Origin of the sequence: Sanguibacter suarezii NBRC 16159 (assembly GCF_001552735.1) — a bacterium.
Classification (GTDB): domain Bacteria; phylum Actinomycetota; class Actinomycetes; order Actinomycetales; family Cellulomonadaceae; genus Sanguibacter; species Sanguibacter suarezii.
The window spans coordinates 474,965-494,734 of the sequence record NZ_BCRT01000021.1; the positions used below are offsets into that span (position 1 = coordinate 474,965).

The following is a 19,770-nucleotide window of genomic DNA, read 5'->3' on the forward strand; positions in this document are numbered from 1 at the left end:
AACCCACCTCGCCGGAGGCCACGTTGCCTGAGCACGGACAGCAGGACTACGCGCGATCGGGGCCGCCCTCCCCCGCGCCCTCGCCGCTGGGGCACGTCTCGAGCGCGCCGACGCGTCCCCGGACCGCCGACGACGGCGCCCTGGGCGCCTTCGACCTGGATGTCGCGGACCTCTTCGGTGCGGCGCCCACCCCGGCGGCCGACGGCGTCGGGCAGGTGGACCTGGCGGAGAAGCTGCGCCAGGGGTACTTCTGGGTGGTCAACCACGCGATCATCTCCCCGCACTACGACGTGGAGTTCTCCGCCGGGCCCGCCGCGCCGGTCACGTCCTACCGGCTCGGGGACTCCAAGGCGCTGCTCAACCTGCCCTCGGACCAGTCCTACTCCAGCTTTGTGCTGCTCCCGCTGCTGACCTTCGCGGTGCGCGGGCGGTGCCTGCTCATCGGTGGGCCCGGACGTGGGAAGACTGCGAGCGCGGTCCTCATGGGGGTGCTCGCGGGCTACCCGGTGACCGAGGTGCGCCGGGCCATGCAGCACGGCCACCCGCAGCTGACCGTCTCCGACCTCTTCGGCACGCCGCTGCCCAAGGACCTGGTGCAGGCCGACTCCCTCGCCGACGTGGCCGTCGCGTGGCGGTCCTGGCTGGGGATGCGCGTGAAGATCATCGACGAGTACAACCGCATCCCCACCCGGACGCAGTCGGCTCTGCTCACGGTCCTGGCCGACGGCTACGTGGAGGTCTTCGACCAGTTCTACGAGACGGGTGAGTCGGCCTGGTACCTGACCGCCAACGACGACGCCGGGGGCGGCACGTACCAGGTGGTCGAGGCGCTGCGCGACCGCATCGACGTGGTGGTCCACGCCCTGCCCTTCAACAACCGCTTCCTGGGCGACCTCATCGAGCGCGCCGAGCAGGGCATCCGGCCCGAGAAGGCCGTCCCGGAGTCGATCGTCTTCGACGACGCCGAGCACGAGCGGCTGCACCGGGAGGTCACCGGGGTCCGCATCGAGGCGCCCGTCCGCCGTCGCCTGGAGTTCTTCGCGAGCCAGCTGGAGCTGCTCGAGGGCGCAGCGACGCAGTTCGAGTACCGCAGCAAGGACACCGCGCGGCTGGCCGGGATCGACCCGCACCTGGTGTCCTCGGCCGACACCGGACGGGACCGCCTCAGCGACATCGGCTCCCAGACCCTCAACGGCCTCTCGGTCCGCGCCCTGCAGTCCCTCGTCGCCTACGCCAAGGCGATGGCGTACTTCCGCGGTCGCTCGAGCGTCGGGCTGGACGACCTGCGGGCCGTGCTGCCCTTCGTGCTGCACGACAAGCTCGTCCCGGACCAGCAGTCCGTGGTCTTCGACGACCCCGCCCGCGAGCCCTTCCGCACCGACCGCATCTCCTGGATCCGGGATCTCTTCGACTCCGCGTGCACCCAGTACGACGCCCTCGGCCTGGACGAGGACGACCCGGTCGGCGAGGTGCTGGCGCAGGTGTCGGCCGGTCTGGACGACCTCGACGAGCAGGAGGTGCTCACCCGGATGGCCCGGATCGAGTCGATCCTGGCGGGGTGGCAGGACGGCCGCAAGCTGCACGGTCACCTGCATGAAGATGCACTGGTGCTCAAGTACGCGCACCAGCGGTACACGAACTACCTGTCGTGGTTGCAGTGGAACCGGTAGCCGCGAGTGTCGGCGTCTGGCAGGCGGTGCTCGGTGCCCGGCGCGAGGAGCTCAACGCGCTGCTCGCGCGAGCACGCGCGGCAGGCGCCTCGCCCGAGGCGCTGCGGGAGGCGCTCGTCGAGGTCGGTCCGGCCGTCGAGGACCTGGCCGCCCGGGTGCCGCGCAGCGCGCTCGACGCGCTCGCCCCCGCGCTCGTCGCCGTCGTGTGCGAGCTGGTGCAGAGCAGCCTGTGGACCGAACGGTCCCCCCAGCGGTGGGCGGTGCTCACGGTCATGGCGTCTCTGCCGGTCGCCCTCACCCGGTCCCCGCAGGCGTGCCTGGACGTCCTGGTGACCGGTGCCGCGCGACTGTCCGGCTCGACCGACCTCGACGCCTGGGGCCGCCGCCTGGCAGCCGCCGACGCCGTCATCACCACGAACGACGAGCTCCGCCTGGCGGCGACCGTCGCCGCCTGGCGCTCTGGCCTGGTCCGCTCGCGCGGCGCCGCCCTGCGCAGCGCCGCCGCGCTGCCCGATGCCGCGCTGGCGGCAGTCCTCGACCTTCCCGACGCCGCCGGTGAGCCCAGCGCGCGGCAGACCCTGGCGGCCAACGCGGCGGACCCCTTCAGCTGGCCGCAGCTCCCGGCCACCGGGCTGGTCGCCTCCTACGGAGGCCACCGCGGGCTCGGTGGGCCGTGGACCTCCGTCCCTCGTGTGCTGGGCGCCCACCGCGCGGACACGCCGACCTGGGTGGTGCGCACCGACGAGAGCGACTGGGTGCTCATCGCCGACGCGCACGGTCACACCGTCCTGCGCGCCCAGGACTCCGCCCTGACGGCCGTGGTCGAGGGCCCTGAGGTCTCCCCGGACGCGGTGGTGCCCGTGATGACCTGGGCAGACGAGGTCACCGGGGCGCACCGGGCACAGGGCGCGGGCGGCACCGATGGCACGGACGGCACGCGCGCTGCGGCGTCGGGCGGCGCGGTCCCCGGCGGTGCGGTCCTGGTCAGCCGGCGTACCTCCTACCGGGTGCACCTGGTGCGGGTGCCATGACCGATCTCGACGCGGTGCGGACCCTCTGGAGCCAGACGTGGCCGCAGGCCCTGACCGCCTGGGGACGGTTCACCCGGCTGCGCCCACCCCGGCTCCTGCCGGAGGCCACCGGCTCTCAGGAGCCGCTGCGGGACAGCCTCGCCTGGTTCAACCTCCTCGACGTCGAGGTCTCGGTCAACCTCGAGACGATCATCCGCGCCGGCGTGCACGAGCACGCGCTGGCCATCCTGGCCCACGAGATCGGTCATCACATCCTCGCTCCTGGCGACCTGCTCACCGCCGGACGGATGGCGGTGCGGGCCCGCCTCGGCCTGCAGGAGCGCGACATGCACTCCGCGCTGGTCACCAACCTGTGGGCCGACATGCTCATCAACGACCGCCTGCAGACCCGGGCGCACGTCGACGTCGCAGCCGTGTACCGCACCCTCGACACATCGGCCGACCCGGTCATGCGGCTGGTGCTCCGCGCCTGCGAGATCCTGTGGTCCTTGCCCGCCGGAGACCTCGCCGGTCCCGGCCCGCACCCCGAGGCCGAGGCGCTGCTCATCTCCCGGCTGGTCCGCGCCTATGCCGCCGACCCGGTCGGCGGGGTGGGCGGCTTCGCCCTGGTGCTGCGGCCCTTCCTGCCCCTGGCCGCCGCCGTCGAGGTCCCGTGGTGCGCGCACCACGAGAGTATCGGCACGCCCGTGCCGGGGCTGGCCACCGACCCGACCATCACCCGAGACCCCCTCCACCCTGCCCTCGACCCGCGCGTCATGGGCAGCGCGGTCCTGGCCGAGGCCGAGGACAGCGCCCCGGTGGGCACCGCACCCGCTCAGGGCAGCGGCTCGAGCACCCTGTCCCCGGCCGACTACTCAGCGGTCCTGGCGTCCTTGGGGGTCGGGACGACGCCGCGCGCAGCGGCGCACGCCTGGTACCGCGAGCACGCCTCCCAGCACCTCGTGCCCTTCCCGGTCCGTCACGACGACGCCGCCCCCGAGGACCTGCTCGGCGGCCACGACGCCTGGGACGTGGGTGACGACCTCGCCGACGTCGACTGGTCCGCCACCGTGCTCGCCTCCCCGCAGGTCATCCCGGGCATGACCACGCGCCGGCGCCACTACGAGCAGGAGCAGGGCACGCAGACCGAGGCCGTGCCGGTGGACCTCGACATCTATCTCGACTCCTCCGGGTCCATGCCGGACCCGGTCCGCACCGGTGCGCCCATCGCCCTGGCCGGTGCCATCCTGGCGTTGTCCGCGCTGCGGGTCGGTGCCCGCGTCCAGGCCACCACATGGAGCGGGCAGCACCAGATCGCCGGGACCGGTGGCTTCACCCGCGACTCCGAGGCGGTGCTGGCGGCCATCGTCGCCCACTTCGGCGGCGGCACCTCCTTCCCGCTGCACCTCCTGGAGCGGACCCATCTGTCACAGACCAGCACCACCTCCAGCCCCGGGGGCGGACGCCGCCGCCCCTGCCACATCGCCGTGATCTCCGACGAGGGAGTCGTCACCATGTTCACCAACGGCAGGTCGCACCTCCCGGCCTCCTTCGACCCCGGATCCACCCCCGCGGCGCGCGCGGTCCGCGCAGCCGGAGGGGGTGGGACCCTGGTGCTCAACGTGCCCGACGCCGCGAGGTACCGGCAGATGGCTCCCGGCTACGACGTCTACGCCGTGCGGACCTGGGACGACATGGTGGGCTTCGCCCGGTCCTTCGCCCGCACCCTGTGGGGGCGGTCATGAGCCCCTTCGTGCTGCCCGGCGACGGGCGGGTCGACCCCAGCCGCCCCACCGTCCCCGGTCCCGCGCTGAGCACCGTGGTCCGGCGGCTGCACCAGGCCCCCGCGGACCTCGTCCTGTCCCCGGGCACCGTCCTGGACGCCGCCGCCCTCGTCGCCGACGCCATCGACGAGATGACGGGCGCGCCGACGGCCCCCGGCCACCAGCACGGCGCCGCCGAGCTGGAGGAGATCCGGGAGTTCTTCGCCGGCCCGGAGACGGCTCCGACCTCGGCCAACCCCCGCTCCCGCTCCGCGGCGCTGACCGTCTGGGTGCTGGTGGACCCGGCCGTCCACGCGGCCCCCGCCCTGATCCGGGACACCTGGACCATGCCGCCGCTGGCCGACGGTCGCCCCTGGCCGCGCTCGGCCGCGATCGCGCGCTGGGCCACCGCCACGATCACCACCGTCGCCTCGACCTTCGCCCCGGTCGTCGACCCGAGCGCCTGGACAGCCACGAACGCCTCACGCGAGGAGGCCGCCCGCGCGATCCTGCGTGCGGCGGGGATGCACCCGGCCTACGAGACGGCGGTGAGCGCCGAGGCCCGCTGGCAGAGCGTCAGCACGCTCATCCAGCAGCAGGTCCTCAACCAGCTGGCCCTGGAGGCGCGCCGGGCGGAAGAGCTCGCCGCACGGTTGCGCAGCAAGGCCGCCGGAGAAGCCGTCACGCAGATCAGCCATGTCTGACCCGACGCCGCGCACCGACGCCGCGGCCCCGCTCCCGCCCGGCGTCCCCGACCCTGCCCTCGCGGAGTACGCCGTCGGCGGCTCCCTCGCCCTGACCGACGCCGAGCGCTGGCCGCTCATGTCCGCCCAGGGGCGGGCGCGCCTGGAGGCGCTGCGCCACCACCCCCACGCCCCGGTGTGGGTGCACGAGACGGGGGACCGGCTGGACTCGGACGACCTGACCGCCCTGGCGCAGATCGACGCCGCGGTGGCGGCGGGGACCTTCCGCGCGACCGCGCCCGGCGCGCCGGCCTGGGTGGACGCGCTCGTCGAGCGTGCCTACGCGGTGGTGCCCCGGTACCGCCAGGCCGCGCGGACGCAGGGACGGCGCGCCCGCGACCTCAGCGAGGTGCCCCCTGTCCATCGCGGGGACCTGATCGAGGACATCGCCTCCTTCGTCCCCGTGGACGTCCCGCTCGACCGGGTCCTGGAAGGCACCAGCTCCGGCAGCGGCGGCACCGCCCTGACCGTGCCCCTGCACCCGGTCTCGACCGCCGCCGAGGTCCTCTACTTCACCGACCTGGCCCGCCAGGCGGGCGTGGAGTGGGAGCCGGAGCCGGGCCGCCTCGGCCTGCTCAACGTCATCGACCAGCGGGCGGGGTTCACCTACGCCTCCGCGCTGACCAGCAAGGGCGGCGTGCCCATGGCACGGGTCAACGTCCACCCCGACGCCTGGCGCGCTCCCGGGGACCGGGAGGCGTTCCTGCAGGACCAGGACCCGGTGGTCGTCAGCGGTCACCCCTTGTCCCTGCTTGCCCTCGCCGAGCTGGAGGTGGACCTCGCACCCCGGGTCGTCTTCTCCGGGGCCGCGCACCTGACCCCCGCCGCCCGGCGCCAGCTCGAGCGGCGCTGGGGGGTGCCGATCATCGACGTCTACGGAACCCGCGAGGCGGGGCTGATCGCCGCAGACCTGCACGGTACGCCCGAGGGACACGCCGGGACTCCGACCGAGCACGTGGTCCTCTCCCGCCGCATCCACGTCGAGATCCTCGACGCCGCCGGTCAGCCGGTCCCGGAGGGCACCCGCGGAGAGATCACCGTCACGGTGGAGGACAACCCGTACCTGCCGCTGCTGCGCTACCGCACTGGCGATACCGCTGCCCTGCGTCACGACCGGCTCTCGGACGGTACCTGGGCGGCGGTGCTGGTGGGCCTCGAAGGCCGGGCGCCCGTCCGGTTCGCGAGCGCGGCGGGCCCCTGGATCCCCTCGGTCGACCTGACCCAGATTCTGCAGGCCTACGGGCTCACCGGGTGGCACCTGCACCAGGACGCCGCCGGAGACCTCGAGCTGACGGTCTTCGCTCCCCTGACCCCGGCTGACCTGAGCGCGGTGGTCGGGGCCGTCGAGCGCCTGACCGGACGCCAGCCCGCCGTCGCCACCGTGGCCCCGGTGGATGCCGGCACGGCCCCCAAACGCCGGTTCACCAGCACCTATGAGACCTGAGACCCGTCGGCTACCCCTACCGTCCTCCCTCAGGTGACCCTGAGGGAAGATCAGGGGCATCCCCCATCGACGCAGGTCAGCGCTCTGCGCCAGGATGGTTGCAGACAGGTTTGCCCCCTGTGCCCTGATCGTCAGACCGTCCGGTTGCCCCTCCCTCAGAAGGCCCGCCCGAAGAAGAGATGAGAACTGCCATGTCCGTTCCTCCCGCCAGCCCGCCGTCGCGCACCACCGCGATCGCCACCGCGCGCGGCCTCGTCAAGACCTACGGCAAGGGCTCCACGGCCGTCCACGCACTGGCCGGGGTCGACGTCGACTTCGCACGCGGGCAGTTCACCGCGATCATGGGCCCCTCCGGCTCGGGCAAGTCGACGCTCATGCACTGCATGGCCGGTCTGGACACCCCCACCGAGGGCACCGTCGTGGTCGACGACCTCACCGTCTCCTCGATGAACCAGCGCCAGCTGACCAAGCTGCGCCGCACCCAGCTCGGCTTCATCTTCCAGTCCTTCAACCTCGTCCCGACGCTGACGGCGCTGGAGAACATCACCCTCCCGCTGGACATCGCCCGACGTCCGGTGGACAAGGCGCACCTGGCCGCCGTCGTCAAGGCCGTGGGGCTGTCCGACCGCCTGAGCCACCGCCCCAGCGAGCTCTCCGGCGGCCAGCAGCAGCGTGTGGCCTGCGCCCGCGCCCTGGTGTCCAAGCCCTCCGTCGTCTTCGCCGACGAGCCCACCGGGAACCTCGACTCCGTGTCCTCCCGCGAGGTGCTCACCTTCCTGCGCAGCTCGGTCGACGAGCTCGACCAGTCCGTGGTCATGGTCACCCACGACCCGGTCGCGGCCAGCTACGCCCACCGCGTGCTGTTCCTCGCGGACGGCCTGATCGTCGCCGAGCTCGCTGAGCCGACGCCGGACACCGTCCTGGAGGTCCTCGGCTCGCTGACACGCCAGAAGGCGGCCGTCTGATGCTCAAGGTCGCCCTCCGCAACGTCCGGGCGCACCTGGTGCGGCTCGGCCTGTCCATCCTCGCCGTCGTGCTCGGCGTCTCCTTCGTGGCCGGCACCTTCGCCCTGCGCGAGATGCTCTCGACGACCTTCGACAACATCGTCGACGCCGGCTACGTCGGCGATGTCTACCTGCGCGGCGCCGAGGACTCCTCGGCCATGGTCCAGACCGGCGCGAGCGCCGGGGCCGTGCGCAACACCATCCCGGCCGAGCTCGCCGAGGTCGTCTCCGAGGTCGACGGCGTTGAGCTCGCCCTCGCCGACTTCACCGGCCCGATCACCCTCGTGGGAGCCGACGGCACCGCAGTCGCCGGTGGAGGCGCGCCGAGCTTCGCCGTGGCCTACTCCGAGCTCGACCCGACCGCCACCGTCTCCCAGGGAGCCGCCCCCACCGACTCCTCCGAGTTCGCCCTCGAGGTCCGCAGCGCCGAGGCCGCCGGTCTCACCATCGGTGACACCACGACCCTCGTCGTGGGCGGAGAGCTGCACGAGGCAACCCTCACCGGTCTGGTGGACATGGGCGCCTCGATGGCCGGCGCCACGATCGTCTTCCTGGACCAGGCCACCGCCGCTGCCACCTACGCCCCCGACGGCCTGGTCTCGACCATCTCGGTCTACGGCGAGGACCAGGTCGACGACCAGGCCCTCACCGACCGGGTGCACGCAGCGGTCGAGGCCGCGGGCGCGGGCAGCACCGTCGAGGCGGTCTCCGGCACGGACATGCGCGAGGAGGCCCGCACGGACATCGAGACGATGCTCGGCTTCGTGGAGACCTTCCTGCTCATCTTCGCGGGCATCTCGCTCTTCGTGGGCGCCTTCATCATCTCCAACACCTTCGCCATGACCGTGCGCCAGCGTCAGCGTGAGTTCGCGCTGCTGCGGGCGGTCGGTGCCTCACCGCTGCAGGTGTTCTCCTCGATCCTGGTCCAGGCGGCCGTGGTCGGTGCGCTCGGTGGTGCGCTGGGCATCGCCGGCGGGCTCGGGCTGGTCACCGCGATCAAGTCGATGTTCGGCGCCATGGGCATGGAGCTCGCCGGCGACATCCCCATCACCACCTCGATGGTGGTCATCTCCCTCGTGCTCGGCATCGTCGTCTCGATCGTCTCGGCCGCCGTCCCGGCACGCCGGGCCGCGCTCGTCCCGCCGGTCGAGGCCATGCGGGAGGACTCCCCCGCCCCCGCCGGCTCGCTGCGCCTGCGCGGGATCATCGGTCTGGTGGCTCTGGGCGCCGGGACCGGTGCGGTCGTCGCCGCCGTGGTCCAGGCCGCCTCCGACGACTCCGCCAGCACCGGCTCGCTGCTGGGACTGGGCGCTGTGGGCGTCGTCGTCGGTGCGCTGGTGCTCGCTCCGGTGCTCGCCCGGCCGGTGCTCACCGTCCTGGCGGCGCCGTTCACCGCCTGGGCCAAGCCGTTGGGCAAGCTCGCCCAGGGCAACGTCACCCGGAACCCGCGCCGCACGGCGAGCACGGCGAGCGCCCTGATGATCGGCATGTGCCTGGTCGGTGCGGCCTCCGTGCTCGCCGCCTCGACGCAGGCGTCGATGCGCTCCGTCGTGGAGAACGAGTCCCTCGCCGACCTCGTCATCCAGTCCGCCTCCGGGATGGTCCCCGCGGGCGCGGTGAGCGACATCTCCGCCCTGCCCGAGGTAGGGGTGGCCGACGCCGTCGCACTGGACTCCTTCTACGTCTCGGAGCCGTCCTCGACCGACGACCCGGAGATGCTCTATGCGCTCGGCTCCACGCCCTCGACCTTCGGCCGGACGTGGCAGACCACGACGGTCGACGGTGACCTGGCGTCGATGTCCGACGGGGAGATCGCCGTCCAGGAGCGGACCGCCACCGCCCAGGGCTGGGAGGTCGGTGACATCCTCACCGTCTCCTCCCAGAAGGGCACGGTCACCGCGCCGGTCGGGGCGATCTTCAGCTCGGCCGCGCTGGACACCCCGCTGGTCATGGACGACGTGAGCTTCGACTCTCTCTCCGCCGCCGCCGCCGATCAGGTGACGATCCTGCTGGTCAAGGCGGCAGACGGGGTGGACCTCGACGAGCTCAAGAGCGCGGTGACCGCCGCCGCGGCGCCGTACGTCATCGTCTCGGTGCAGGACAACGACGAGTTCGTCTCCGACCTGGCCAGCCAGGTCGACCAGATGCTCACGATCCTCTACGCGCTGCTCGGGCTGTCGATCGTCATCGCCATCCTCGGCATCGTCAACACCCTGGCGTTGTCGGTCATCGAACGGACCCGGGAGATCGGGCTCATGCGGGCAGTCGGGCTGGGCCGCGCCCAGCTGGCCACGACCATCGCCATCGAGTCCGTGCTCACCGCGGTGTTCGGCACGGTCCTGGGGCTGGCGGTCGGGGTGGCCCTCGCCGCGGGCCTGCCGACCGTCTTCGGCAACGCCGGGCTGACCGACCTGGTCATCCCGTGGGGCTCCCTCGTGACGATGCTCGTCATCGCGGTCGTGGTGGGCGTGCTGGCCGCGGCGTGGCCCGCGATCCGCGCGGCGCGGCTGCCGGTGCTGGAGGCCGTCACGGTCGACTGACGCGCCTGCGTCAGTGCTTCACCTGCTTCACCTGCTTCACCATCGACACGGCCGGGTGCCCACGAGATCTCGTGGGCACCCGGCCCTGTCAGTGCAGCGTCGTGCGGCGACGCCTGCGACTACGTCGTGCGGCTACTTCTCGAACACCGCGTCCAGGGTGATCGTGGTGCCGGTGAGCGCCTTCGAGACCGGGCACGTCTCCTTGGCGTCCTGCGCGGCCTTGAGGAAGGTCGCCTCGTCGATCCCGTCGACCTCACCGCGGACGGACAGCGCGATCTCAGTGATCCGCAGGCCACCGGCCGGGTCGGGGGCGAGGGTGACGTCTGCCGAGACGTCCAGGGCGACGGGCGTGCCGCCGGCTGCGCCGATGACTCCGGAGAGCTGCATCGCGTAGCAGGAGGAGTGCGCAGCGCCGATGAGCTCTTCGGGGCTGGTGGTGCCGGTGGCCTCGTCGGCGGTCCGCTTGGGGAAGGAGACGTCGAAGGTCCCCGCCTTCGAGCTGGTGAGCTCAACCTGGCCGGCGCCCTCGTTGAGCGTGCCGTTCCAGGCGGTGCGTGCGGTACGGGTGGTCATGACAGACCTCTTTCACCTCGGGGATGTGACATGACCACCGTAATCGCATCTGTGCTGCTCGGCTCAGCCGTGCGAGCGAGAATCCTTCAGAAACGACGCCCTGCCGCCGATGAGTAGCGTATGAGACCTGTCGTGACCGTGGCTGAGGACGAACGGGGCGTACCGTCGCCCCGGTCGGGGCTCGGCGACGCCAGCGCGGACGGCCAGGTGGTCCTGCGGGACCCGACGCCCGTCGAGCTCGTGTGGATGGAAGAGCTGCGCATCCACCTGCGCGCCCCGGACGTGGACATCACCACGACCGCGGACCTGTCCCGGCTGTTCGACACCTACTGCACGGCCTGGCACGAGCGTGCGGACGGGGAGCGGTGGAACCCGGACTACGTCATCACCGCCCTCGGCGTCGCGCTCGGGGACGTCCTCGTCGCGCGCGGGCGCGAGCACTGCGGCGGTGCCCGGTGGATGGTCGCTGCCGGGCAGACCGGCGCCACCACGGTGGCGGTGCGCAACGACCCGTTCCGCCGCACGATCTTCCCGGTCGACGCCGTGGCACGGCGGTGGATCACCGCTGAGACGGACTGGGTCGCCGGCTTCGTCGAAGCCACCGACACCCCCGCTCAACGGCTGTCACGCTGACGCGGGACGCTGACAAACGACGCTGACGAACGACCGAGCGAGGCTGACAACCCACCAGCCCCACCCGGTCGTTCGACATTCCCCCTGCAGGCCCCCTGCCTCGACGCCGCGTGAGCCTCAGCTCGTCGCGGCGAAGTCCACGTGAGCGTCCGCGACGGCCAGGACCGTCCAGACGCTGGTGTCCGAGCCGGTCAGGGTGTACGTGGGCAGCAGCACCACGGACCCGTCCGGCTGCACGTAGCTCGCCGTGGTGAGCGTCGCCTCGGTGATCGTCACCGTGGTGACCGGCCAGGCGATGGCTGCTCCGGCGACCGGCGCCGCCGGCAGCGTGGGCACGGCGGCCGGGTCGTCGGGCACGGCGGTCATGGAGTCCATGCCGCGGGCGACGCCGACGTCACCGGCGGCGTAGGCGATGCCGGACTGCGCGGCGCCGAACCGCTCGTCGGAGAGGCGGTCGACGGCGGTCTGCGGGCTGACCACGTCGTAGGTCCCCAGGTCCACGCGCGGAGCGAGCGCTCCGCTGAGGTTGGCCATCCCCTCGGTGGTCACGCTGGCGTACCAGGAGCCGTTGCCGTCGACGGCCTGCGCCGGGGTGGCCATGACGGAGGTCGCGCTCGGGTCTTGGTCGTCGGGGGTGATCGTGTAGCCGGCCGGGTCCAGGCCGAGCTCGGTCATGACGGCGGTCAGCGCGGCGACGGCCTCGTCGGCCGGCACACCGGTGGCTGTGGAGCCCTCCGTCCACGGCTGGATCGTGGGGTCGGAGTAGTAGAAGGAGGTCTGGCTGTCCGAGGAGAGGTCCACGGTGGGCGTGGTCCAGTCCGTCGAGCCGACGTGCCAGGAGCCGTACTGCAGGGCCGGGTCACCATCCACCCCGAGCGCCGCGGCGACGCGGGCGGCCGTCTCGGCGGAGAAGGTCGTGGAGGGGTCGTAGCCCCAGGCCTGGGCAGCGGCGGGGGCGGCGTCGGACAGACCGGAGGAGGTGAAGACGGTCCGGCCGAAGAAGTATCCGGCCGTGTCCATCGCCGCGGTCGACTTCGCCTCGTCGCGCGCTCCGGGCTGCGCCTCGGCGGAGAAGCCGAGAGCGGGGGACGCGCCGTCGACGGCCGGTCCCTCTGGCGAGGCCGGTCCGGTGGCGTCACGGGCGTCTGAGGACTGCGCGGTGACCGGCGTGTCAGCACTCTGCTGGCCCGCGAAGAACGCGCCCCCGCCCACGGCGACGATGCCCGCTGCGGCAGCGGCGACCTGCAGCCAGCGTGCCGGGCGACGCGTGCGCCGCTGCTCGGCGAGGTCCACCACTGCTGGGGTGGTCTCCACCGCGGGTGTGGTGGTGGGTGCACCGGCGAGGGGTGCGTCCACCTTGGCCCGGATGACTGCGGCGTCGGGCTCGGCGGACGCCGCCGGGTCGGTCGCCCGCAGGCGGTCGAAGGCAGTGTCGGACGGGTGCTCGTCGGACAGGTGATCGTCGCGCGGATCGATGTCGCTGGTGCTCATCAGGGACCTCCAGGTGAGGGACCCGGTGCCGGGTCGGCTACTTGGTCTGTGTCGTGGAGCCGGTCGATCTTGCAGGCGCTGCCCCCTCGATCACGGCGGGACCGTCCTGGGCCGGGGCGTCCCACGCCTGGCGCAGGCGGCTGCGCGCGCGAGAGAGCGCGGCGTCGGCCCCGGAGCGGGAGATCTCCAGGACGCTGGCCAGGGCCTCTCCCTGGAGCCCCTCCCACGCGGCGAGCAGCAGGATCTGCTGGTCCCGCGCGCCCAGCTGGGCGAAGGCCGCCCGGACCTCGAGGTCCTCCATGACCAGGAGCTCCGGGGAGGAGTGGTCGCCCTCCTCGGGCATCGTCTCCACGGGCACCGGCTGGCTCTTGCGGTGGTGGTTGGCGATCGTGAAGCCCGCGGTGCGGAACAGCCAGGCCAGCTCGAAGCCTTCGGGGACGTCCTCGCGGCGGCGCCACGCGGTGGTGAACACCTCGGCGGTGAGGTCGTCGGCGTCGTCGCGCGCGGCACGGCGCACCACGAAGCGGAAGACGTCGCGGGCGTGGGTGCGGAAGAGCCCCTCGAACCACTCGGAGTCTCTGAGCGGACCGCTCGGGCTGGTCTGCGTCACAGAGGGCTCCAAACGTCGGCGGGCGCGGCGGCGCGATCAGCGCGGTAGGCGCGGCGGGGCGCACAGGACAGTGCGTCTTACCTGTCCTATGTCTGCGACCAGGGCAACCTTGCAGCGCCAGCCGCAGCAGTTCTCCGGCTCGTCACCGGGTACGTGTCCCAGGCGGCTCGCGCGGTGGCGTCCGTCGGGTCATGCTCCGTCGATGGACGAGGCCAGGACCTGCAGCCGAGCCATCATGACACGGACGTCGATGAACGACTCCGGCTGTGCGGCCGGGTCGACTGCCGGCTGTGCGGGCGTGATGACCGTGAAGGGGTGGGTGACCACCGGCCCAGCCGCTACGCCGGTGTCCGGCCAAGGCATGGGGATGACGTACTGGATGCCGATCGTGTGCGCTCCCAGCGTCAGGCCCGCGCTGTACAGGGAGACCGGTGAGGCCCCGAGCCGGTGCACCGTGCCGGAGGTGGCACCGTCGAGGTAGACGCGGACGGAGTGGCCGGTCAGCCCGCTGATCTCGATGTCGAGGTCGTCGTACAACCCGTTCCTGTCGTGGTCGACGACGCTGTGGGCGACCTCGGCGCCGGCTGCCGGCGCGAGCACCTGAGCGCCGCTCATCGTGTACGGACCGCGCGCCGGGCTCGCCGCGGAGAACCAGCCCTCCGCGTCGACCGCGCGAGCGGTGATCGTCAGACCGTCGGCGGTGGCCTGCTCGGTCAGGGCGTCGGACCACGGGTCGACGGCTCCACCCCGCACGCCGTCCACGCCGATCGTGGCCGACCACTCACCGCTCGGGGCGGTGGCGACCTCGGCGAGCAGACGACCTGCTGCGTCCTCGAGGTGGATGGTCGTCCCGGGTTCTGCGGTGCCGGTCATCGTGGGGTAGACCAGCAGCGGGTCTGCGGGATCGGGACCGGTGAGGGTCGGGATGGCCGGGGCTGCGGGAACCGCTGGCCCGGGCGGAGCAGCGGGATCAGCGGGATCAACAGGTGCAGCGGGACCTGTGGGATCGAGGCCCCACGGAGGATGTGCCGCCGGAGCGCCTGGGTCCTCCGCCGGGGGTGGCGGGAGCACGGGAAGCGGACCCGCCTCGCCGTCGGGCCCGGACGGAACGGGAAGCACCTGCGGGACGGAGGTCTCAGGGACGGCCGGGGGCAGCAGCCGTCCGGGCCCGCGGTCACCAGAGGGCGGGCCCGCGGCGTAGTCCGAGCCGGGCTGGGCGGCGGGAGGGGCCGCGGACTCCACCGGCTGGGACGCCTCGGGGGCGGAGCCTTCGACAGACGGGTCAGGCTCGGGCAGCGGGGCCGGTGAGACCGCGGACAACGACAGCGTCGTGCCCGCACCCACCCATGCCCCGTTGAGAGACCAGGCTCCCGCTATCACCACGAGAGCCAGCACAGCCGAGATGACGGTGACCGGCCCGGTCCAGGTCTTGGAGGTGCGCCCGGTGGAGGCGCCGGGGGTGGGAGCGACGTCGGCGCCAGAGCTGGACTCGGAACCCACGCCGTCGGCACCGTCGGCACCGTCGAGACCATCGAGACCGTCGACGTCGGCGAAGGTGTCCCACGGGACGCCCACGACGATCGGGATCATGACGAGCCCCAGCTTGCGGGAGATCTCATTGACCTCGTCCACGAGCGCGAGGCACCGGGTGCAGCCGTCGACGTGCTCCTGGAAGCGCGCCTTCGTCGCGCCGCGCAGGGCGCCGCGGTTGAAGTCCCCCATCCGCTCCGCCGCCCAGGTGCACTCCGGCGGGACCGCGTCGGAGTTCACGTGGACCTGCAGCCATGCCCGGCGCAGGCCTTCGCGGGCACGGTAGGCCAGCGCCGAGACGGCCCCGGCCTTGATCCCGAGCAGCGGGGCGATCTCGGCCGGCTCCAGCCCCTCCACCTCGGAGTACCACAAGACCGACTGCCACCGAGCGGGAAGGCTGCGGAAGGCCGTGGCAGTGACGGAGTTCTCCAGGATGGTGGTGCTCATGTCAGAGCCGTCGGAGATGTCGTCCAGGGCGGCGATCGACTGCTCGACGGGGCGGCCCGCCCACGTGATCGCGATGTTCCGGATGGTCTGATAGAGGTAGGGCCGGAATGTCAGGTCCGGGCCGCTGCCGTTCTGCAGGGCGGAGTAGATGCGCAGGTAGGCCTCTTGGACGAGGTCTTCGGGGTCGCTCGCCTGGGTGAACCGGGCCGCGACCCGCCGTCCAGCCGCTGCGTGCCGTCGCCACAGCTCCTCGAAGGCCTCTCCGGAGCCGTCACGGGTCTGGGCGATCAGGTGCTCGTCGCCGACGTCGGTGCGGTCGCCAGACCGGGACACGCCGGTGCCGCGCCCGGTCGCACGGGGTGCCGCGTCGTGCGCGGTCCCTGTGGGAGGAGGCGCGCTCCTGTCTGTCACGTGTACTCGATCGCCTGTCTGGTCCCGCCCGATGCCCCGCTCTCCACCGCCGTCTGGACGACGGTGGAGAGCGCAGAGCCTGTATCGAACAAAGACAAGCACCTGCTGCGATCATGACGCTGACCTGCGATCTTTCCACCGGGTGAAAAGAACCAGCCTCGCTGGAGCGGGCAGCTGGGGCGCCCGGGGTGGCACCCGACGAGCGTGTCAGCTGCGGCTGTGCCGGCCCCTCCTGCTGACGGCGACGAGCACGACGCCGGCCAGTCCGGCGGCCCCGGCCAGCACGACCATCGCCCCCGCGTCTGCTCCGGTGCGGGCCAGGTCACCCTGCCGGGCGGTGGCGGTCGCAGTGACGGCTGACCGAGCGGCCGGGGTGGTGGCCGGGTTGGTGGCCGGGGTCTGCGGGAGGACGGCGCCCACCACGGTCGTGGTCGGGGCGGTGGGTGCCGGGCCGGTCGAGGGCGGGTCGAGGAGCGGCGTGGGCACCGGGGTCGGGGCGGGCGTGGGCGTCGGGGGCGGAGTGGGCGTCGGCGTCGGGTCCGGGGTCGGTGTCGGTGTCGGTGTCGGGTCCGGCGTCGGCGTCGGCGTCGGTGTCGGCGTCGGCGTCGGGAGAGCGACGAAGGTCGCGGAGGCGGTCGACGCGTGCGGCTCGCGCGGGACGTCCACGAAGGCCGCGAAGACCTGGCAGACCCGGGCCGGCGCGACGGAGGCCGAGCGGTTCCACGACACCTGGCGCAGGGGCTCCTGCGCGGCGCTCACCGAGACCGTCACCGGGCCAGCGACGGTGGACGTGGCGCACAGCTCGACTCGGGCCGCGGTCGTCGAGGCGTCTGCGGGAGGTGCGACGGTGAGCGTCGTGCCCGTCAGGGTCGCGTCCCCGGCGCAGATGGTGAAGGCACCCAGCGGTGACGCGGTCACCTCGATCGGCTGGTCGAAGAGGGTGGTCGTCAGCCCGATCCGCGCCGTCTCCCCGACGTCGTGGGTGAGCCCGGAGGAGTCGAGGTCGAGCTCGACGACGGGCTCGACCGGGATGAGCGCGAGCAGGCGGGCCTGCTCCTGCGCCGGCAGGTTCGCCTGGCAGGTGGCGCGGAAGTCGTCCGAGGGGACAGTGTCGGGGTCGGTGATGCACCAGACGAGGACCTGCAGCGCCTGACGGGTGTTGGTCGACGTGCCGGCGTCGGCGCGGGTGGTCCCACCGAAGCCGTAGTCCGCCCCCACGCCCACGTAGCCGTGCCCGTTCTCGATGAGGTACCCGACGAGCCGCTGGGCGTCGGCGGACAGCGTCGGGTGGCTCGCGGCGGTGTCCATCGCCCCGACCGGAGCGCCGTCGCTGTCTGTGCCCTGACCGAGCTCGTCGACGTCGCCGCACAGGTCGTCGGCGTAGGTGGTGCAGAACATCCACTGGGACTCAGCCACCGCGGTCCCGTCGTCCGCGACGACCCGGCGGGTGCCGCACAGCGGCGCGTCCTCGGTCCGTCCGGCCGCGTCGTAGAGCGGAACCACCGCTCCGGCGTTGTAGTCAGCCAGGCGTGGGCCGCTCACCGACAGCAGGTTCGCCAGGCCCGAGTGCTGGGTCGGGTCGGTGGGGTCCACCGTCGTCGACCCGTCGCACCGCGGGGCCTCGAACTCGCTGACCGGAGCGACCGCACGCAGCGGAGCTGCGGCACCCGGGCCGAGCCCGACCACCACCCACACCATCGACAGCACGACGACGGCTGCGCCCGCAACCACCCTGGCCCCCGCGGTACCCAGCGGGACGGGGCCCCGCCTCGATCGAGCTGCACCGCATGACCGGCTGTCTCCGTGCATCACGCCACCTCCGTCGTCGTGCTCGTGTGGATGGACTCGTCATGCACGCGAGGCGGTGTGCCGCCGACGCTCGAGTAGTCACCTACTGATGAGACGAGCCGCCGACGGCGCGATGACGGGGTAATCGGGTGACCCACAGGTGAATGCAGGCCTCCTGCGAGGACGGTGCGGTTCACCCGGCGCGTCACCCCGTGGACCACCTGCGCGGCCACCCCGACGGTCACCCGCAGCCGGGGCCGCAGCGGCGCTGGCGTAGCCTGAGGCGTCCACAGAACGATCGTCACAGGGAGAGCAGTCATCACCACCCGTCAGCGGATATACGGATCGAGCGGCTTGCTGCTGGCAGCGATGCTCGTCTACGCGCTCAACCTCCGCGCCCCCTTCGTCTCCCTCGCTCCCATCGTCGACACGGTCGCTGACGGCCTGGGGGTCTCCCCCGAGGCGGTCGGGCTGCTTACCGGCATCCCGGTCCTGTGCTTCGCGGTCTTCGCACCCTTCGCCTCGGTGCTGCTGGCCAAGGTCGGCATCGAGCGGGCCATCTTCTTCTCGCTCCTGGGCGTGTTCGCGGGGACCTGCATCCGCTCCGCGGGCAGCTTCGAGCTCGCGCTGGTGGGGACCGTGATCATCGGTGCGGCGATCACCATCGGCAACGTGGCGGTCCCCGTTCTCATCAGCCGCGACTTCGCTGCCTCGGCCGGGGCTGTCACCGGGATGTACACCGCTGCGCTCAACCTCGGCTCGGTCATCACCACCCTCATCACCGCCCCGCTCGCCGCTGCCGTCGGCTGGCAGTGGGCCCTCATGGCGTGGACGCTGTTCATGCTCACAGCGATGGTCCTGTGGCGCCGGGCGACGGCTGGCCGGGCAGCCACGCCGGTCAACCTCGTCCAGGCCCGCGCCGACGACGCCCTCGGCCCGGTCTGGCGCCGCGGGATCGCCTGGTGCCTCATGCTGGCCTTCGCCGGGCAGTCCTTCTCGTACTACGCCGTCACCACGTGGTTGCCTGAGATCCTCGGCGACCTGCAGGGCATGAGCGACTCCGGCGCCGGCGGCGCGGCGTCGCTCTTCCAGCTCTTCGGCATGATCGGCGGCGTCGGCGTGCCGCTGCTCGTCGCCCGCGGGGTGTCTTTGCGTGCGGTGTTCGCGGGGATGAGCGCGCTGTGGCTGACCCTTCCGCTGGGCCTGCTCCTGGCACCCCATCTCTGGCCGGTGTGGGCGGCGTGCGCGGGCATGTCCCAGGGGGGCAACTTCACCGTGATCTTCACGCTCGTGGTGCAGCGTTCGCGCGCGCAGGGCGAGGCCCGCCGGATGTCGGCGATGGTGCAGGCGCTGGGCTACACCGCTGCTGCCGTCGGCCCCTTCGCCCTCGGTGCCATCCACACGCGCACCGACGGGTGGACCGCGCCTCTCCTCGTCGTCCTCGGTGCCCTCCTCGTCATGACCGTCAGCGGACTCACCGCTGCCAGCACGCGGCGGCCCGAGCCGGCATGAGCGACGTCGTCGTCGGGGAGGACGGGCTGGCCCGGCCGGCCTGGGCCGCCCGTGACCCCTTGCTGCGCGAGTACTACGACACCGAGTGGGGCATGCCCGTGCGCGACGAGCGCGGCATGTTCGAGCGGATCAGCCTCGAGGCCTTCCAGTCCGGGCTGTCGTGGGCGACGATCCTGCGCAAGCGCCCCGCCTTCCGCGAGGCCTTCGCCGGTTTCGACCCCGACGCCGTGGCCCGCTTCGACGACGCCGACGTCGCCCGGCTGCTGGCTGACGCGGGCATCGTGCGCAACCGCGCCAAGATCCTCGCGACGATCACCAACGCTCGCGCCACGATCGCCCTGCGCGAGGACGGCGGGCTCGTCGAGCTCGTGTGGGCCCACCAGCCGGTAGCCACCCCAGCCCCGCGGACCATCGAGGAGATCCCCACGCGGTCACCGGAGTCCCTCGCCCTGTCCAAGGCACTGCGGGCCAGGGGGTTCGTCTTCGTCGGACCGGTGACCATGCGCGCGCTCATGGAGGCTGTGGGGATCATCGACACCCACCTGGTGTCGAGCCACCGTCGGGGGTCCTCCGGGGTGTGGCCCGTGCTCGGCCACGACAC

At 72.7% G+C, this 19,770-nt stretch carries 14 protein-coding genes and 1 pseudogene; 10 read left to right on the forward strand and 5 right to left on the reverse strand.

Features of this window, described 5'->3' with window-relative positions; translation table 11 throughout:
• Window positions 1-23 precede the first annotated feature (23 nt).
• The 7 genes from SS2_RS15560 to SS2_RS15590 all read left to right on the forward strand — a co-directional run bounded on the left by SS2_RS15560 (window position 24) and on the right by SS2_RS15590 (window position 10,174).
• On the forward strand, window positions 24-1,670 hold the full coding sequence (locus tag SS2_RS15560) for a MoxR family ATPase (RefSeq protein ID WP_245643636.1): 1,647 nt from the start codon (window positions 24-26) through the stop codon (window positions 1,668-1,670).
• A complete protein-coding gene (locus tag SS2_RS15565) occupies window positions 1,649-2,701 on the forward strand; it encodes a hypothetical protein (protein ID WP_157607375.1) in 1,053 nt (350 codons plus the stop codon). Before SS2_RS15560 ends, SS2_RS15565 begins: the two co-directional genes overlap by 22 nt.
• Window positions 2,698-4,425 carry a hypothetical protein gene (locus SS2_RS15570; protein ID WP_066465688.1) on the forward strand — a complete coding sequence of 576 codons (1,728 nt, stop codon included), beginning with the start codon at window positions 2,698-2,700 and terminating at the stop codon, window positions 4,423-4,425. The genes SS2_RS15565 and SS2_RS15570 overlap by 4 nt, the downstream gene beginning before the upstream one ends.
• Window positions 4,422-5,147 (forward strand): hypothetical protein, encoded by a 726-nt coding sequence (locus SS2_RS15575; protein WP_157607376.1) that lies wholly within the window; start codon window positions 4,422-4,424, stop codon window positions 5,145-5,147. Before SS2_RS15570 ends, SS2_RS15575 begins: the two co-directional genes overlap by 4 nt.
• Window positions 5,140-6,630, forward strand: a complete 1,491-nt coding sequence (locus SS2_RS15580; protein ID WP_066465691.1) for an AMP-binding protein — start codon at window positions 5,140-5,142, stop codon at window positions 6,628-6,630. Before SS2_RS15575 ends, SS2_RS15580 begins: the two co-directional genes overlap by 8 nt.
• 191 nt (window positions 6,631-6,821) lie before the next feature.
• Window positions 6,822-7,595, forward strand: coding sequence for an ABC transporter ATP-binding protein (locus SS2_RS15585; protein WP_066465692.1), 774 nt, complete (start codon window positions 6,822-6,824; stop codon window positions 7,593-7,595).
• Window positions 7,595-10,174: an ABC transporter permease gene (locus tag SS2_RS15590; protein ID WP_066465694.1), complete on the forward strand. Its 2,580-nt coding sequence runs from the start codon at window positions 7,595-7,597 to the stop codon at window positions 10,172-10,174. The genes SS2_RS15585 and SS2_RS15590 overlap by 1 nt, the downstream gene beginning before the upstream one ends.
• A 132-nt stretch (window positions 10,175-10,306) precedes the next feature.
• Here the strand turns inward: SS2_RS15590 and SS2_RS15595 are convergent, their stop codons facing one another.
• Window positions 10,307-10,747 (reverse strand): OsmC family peroxiredoxin, encoded by a 441-nt coding sequence (locus SS2_RS15595; RefSeq protein ID WP_066465696.1) that lies wholly within the window; start codon window positions 10,745-10,747, stop codon window positions 10,307-10,309.
• 120 nt (window positions 10,748-10,867) lie between these two features.
• Here SS2_RS15595 and SS2_RS15600 point away from each other — a divergent pair, with 120 nt between their 5' ends.
• Window positions 10,868-11,380, forward strand: a complete 513-nt coding sequence (locus tag SS2_RS15600) for a DUF3806 domain-containing protein (protein WP_066465698.1) — start codon at window positions 10,868-10,870, stop codon at window positions 11,378-11,380.
• Between the two features lie 117 nt (window positions 11,381-11,497).
• Here SS2_RS15600 and SS2_RS15605 read toward each other — a convergent pair whose 3' ends face one another.
• The 4 genes from SS2_RS15605 to SS2_RS17705 form a co-directional block, all read right to left on the reverse strand.
• A complete protein-coding gene (locus tag SS2_RS15605; RefSeq protein ID WP_066465700.1) occupies window positions 11,498-12,871 on the reverse strand; it encodes a hypothetical protein in 1,374 nt (457 codons plus the stop codon).
• 37 nt (window positions 12,872-12,908) lie between these two features.
• Complete coding sequence (locus tag SS2_RS15610; RefSeq protein ID WP_083942308.1) at window positions 12,909-13,481, reverse strand: RNA polymerase sigma factor; 573 nt, start codon at window positions 13,479-13,481, stop codon at window positions 12,909-12,911.
• A 189-nt stretch (window positions 13,482-13,670) separates the two neighbouring features.
• Window positions 13,671-15,869, reverse strand: a complete 2,199-nt coding sequence (locus SS2_RS15615) for a sigma-70 family RNA polymerase sigma factor (RefSeq protein WP_169796320.1) — start codon at window positions 15,867-15,869, stop codon at window positions 13,671-13,673.
• A 207-nt stretch (window positions 15,870-16,076) separates the two neighbouring features.
• Window positions 16,077-17,600 (reverse strand): hypothetical protein, encoded by a 1,524-nt coding sequence (locus SS2_RS17705; RefSeq protein WP_066465704.1) that lies wholly within the window; start codon window positions 17,598-17,600, stop codon window positions 16,077-16,079.
• 411 nt (window positions 17,601-18,011) lie between these two features.
• Here SS2_RS17705 and SS2_RS15625 point away from each other — a divergent pair, with 411 nt between their 5' ends.
• Both SS2_RS15625 and SS2_RS15630 read left to right on the forward strand, forming a co-directional pair.
• Window positions 18,012-19,169 carry an MFS transporter gene (locus SS2_RS15625; RefSeq protein WP_245643638.1) on the forward strand — a complete coding sequence of 386 codons (1,158 nt, stop codon included), beginning with the start codon at window positions 18,012-18,014 and terminating at the stop codon, window positions 19,167-19,169.
• Window positions 19,166-19,753: pseudogene (locus SS2_RS15630) on the forward strand (DNA-3-methyladenine glycosylase I); the annotation flags it as partial. The gene SS2_RS15625 and the pseudogene SS2_RS15630, both read left to right, overlap by 4 nt.
• Between the last annotated feature and the right edge of the window lie 17 nt (window positions 19,754-19,770).

Bases quoted from the DNA above. Each gene is read 5' to 3' on its own strand.
- SS2_RS15570 (WP_066465688.1), top strand. From the start codon at position 2,698: ATGACCGATCTCGACGCGGTGCGGACCCTCTGGAGCCAGACGTGGCCG.
- SS2_RS15575 (WP_157607376.1), top strand. From the start codon at position 4,422: ATGAGCCCCTTCGTGCTGCCCGGCGACGGGCGGGTCGACCCCAGCCGC.
- SS2_RS15580 (WP_066465691.1), top strand. From the start codon at position 5,140: ATGTCTGACCCGACGCCGCGCACCGACGCCGCGGCCCCGCTCCCGCCC.
- SS2_RS15585 (WP_066465692.1), top strand. From the start codon at position 6,822: ATGTCCGTTCCTCCCGCCAGCCCGCCGTCGCGCACCACCGCGATCGCC.
- SS2_RS15590 (WP_066465694.1), top strand. From the start codon at position 7,595: ATGCTCAAGGTCGCCCTCCGCAACGTCCGGGCGCACCTGGTGCGGCTC.
- SS2_RS15595 (WP_066465696.1), bottom strand. From the start codon at position 10,747: ATGACCACCCGTACCGCACGCACCGCCTGGAACGGCACGCTCAACGAG.
- SS2_RS15600 (WP_066465698.1), top strand. From the start codon at position 10,868: ATGAGACCTGTCGTGACCGTGGCTGAGGACGAACGGGGCGTACCGTCG.
- SS2_RS15605 (WP_066465700.1), bottom strand. From the start codon at position 12,871: ATGAGCACCAGCGACATCGATCCGCGCGACGATCACCTGTCCGACGAG.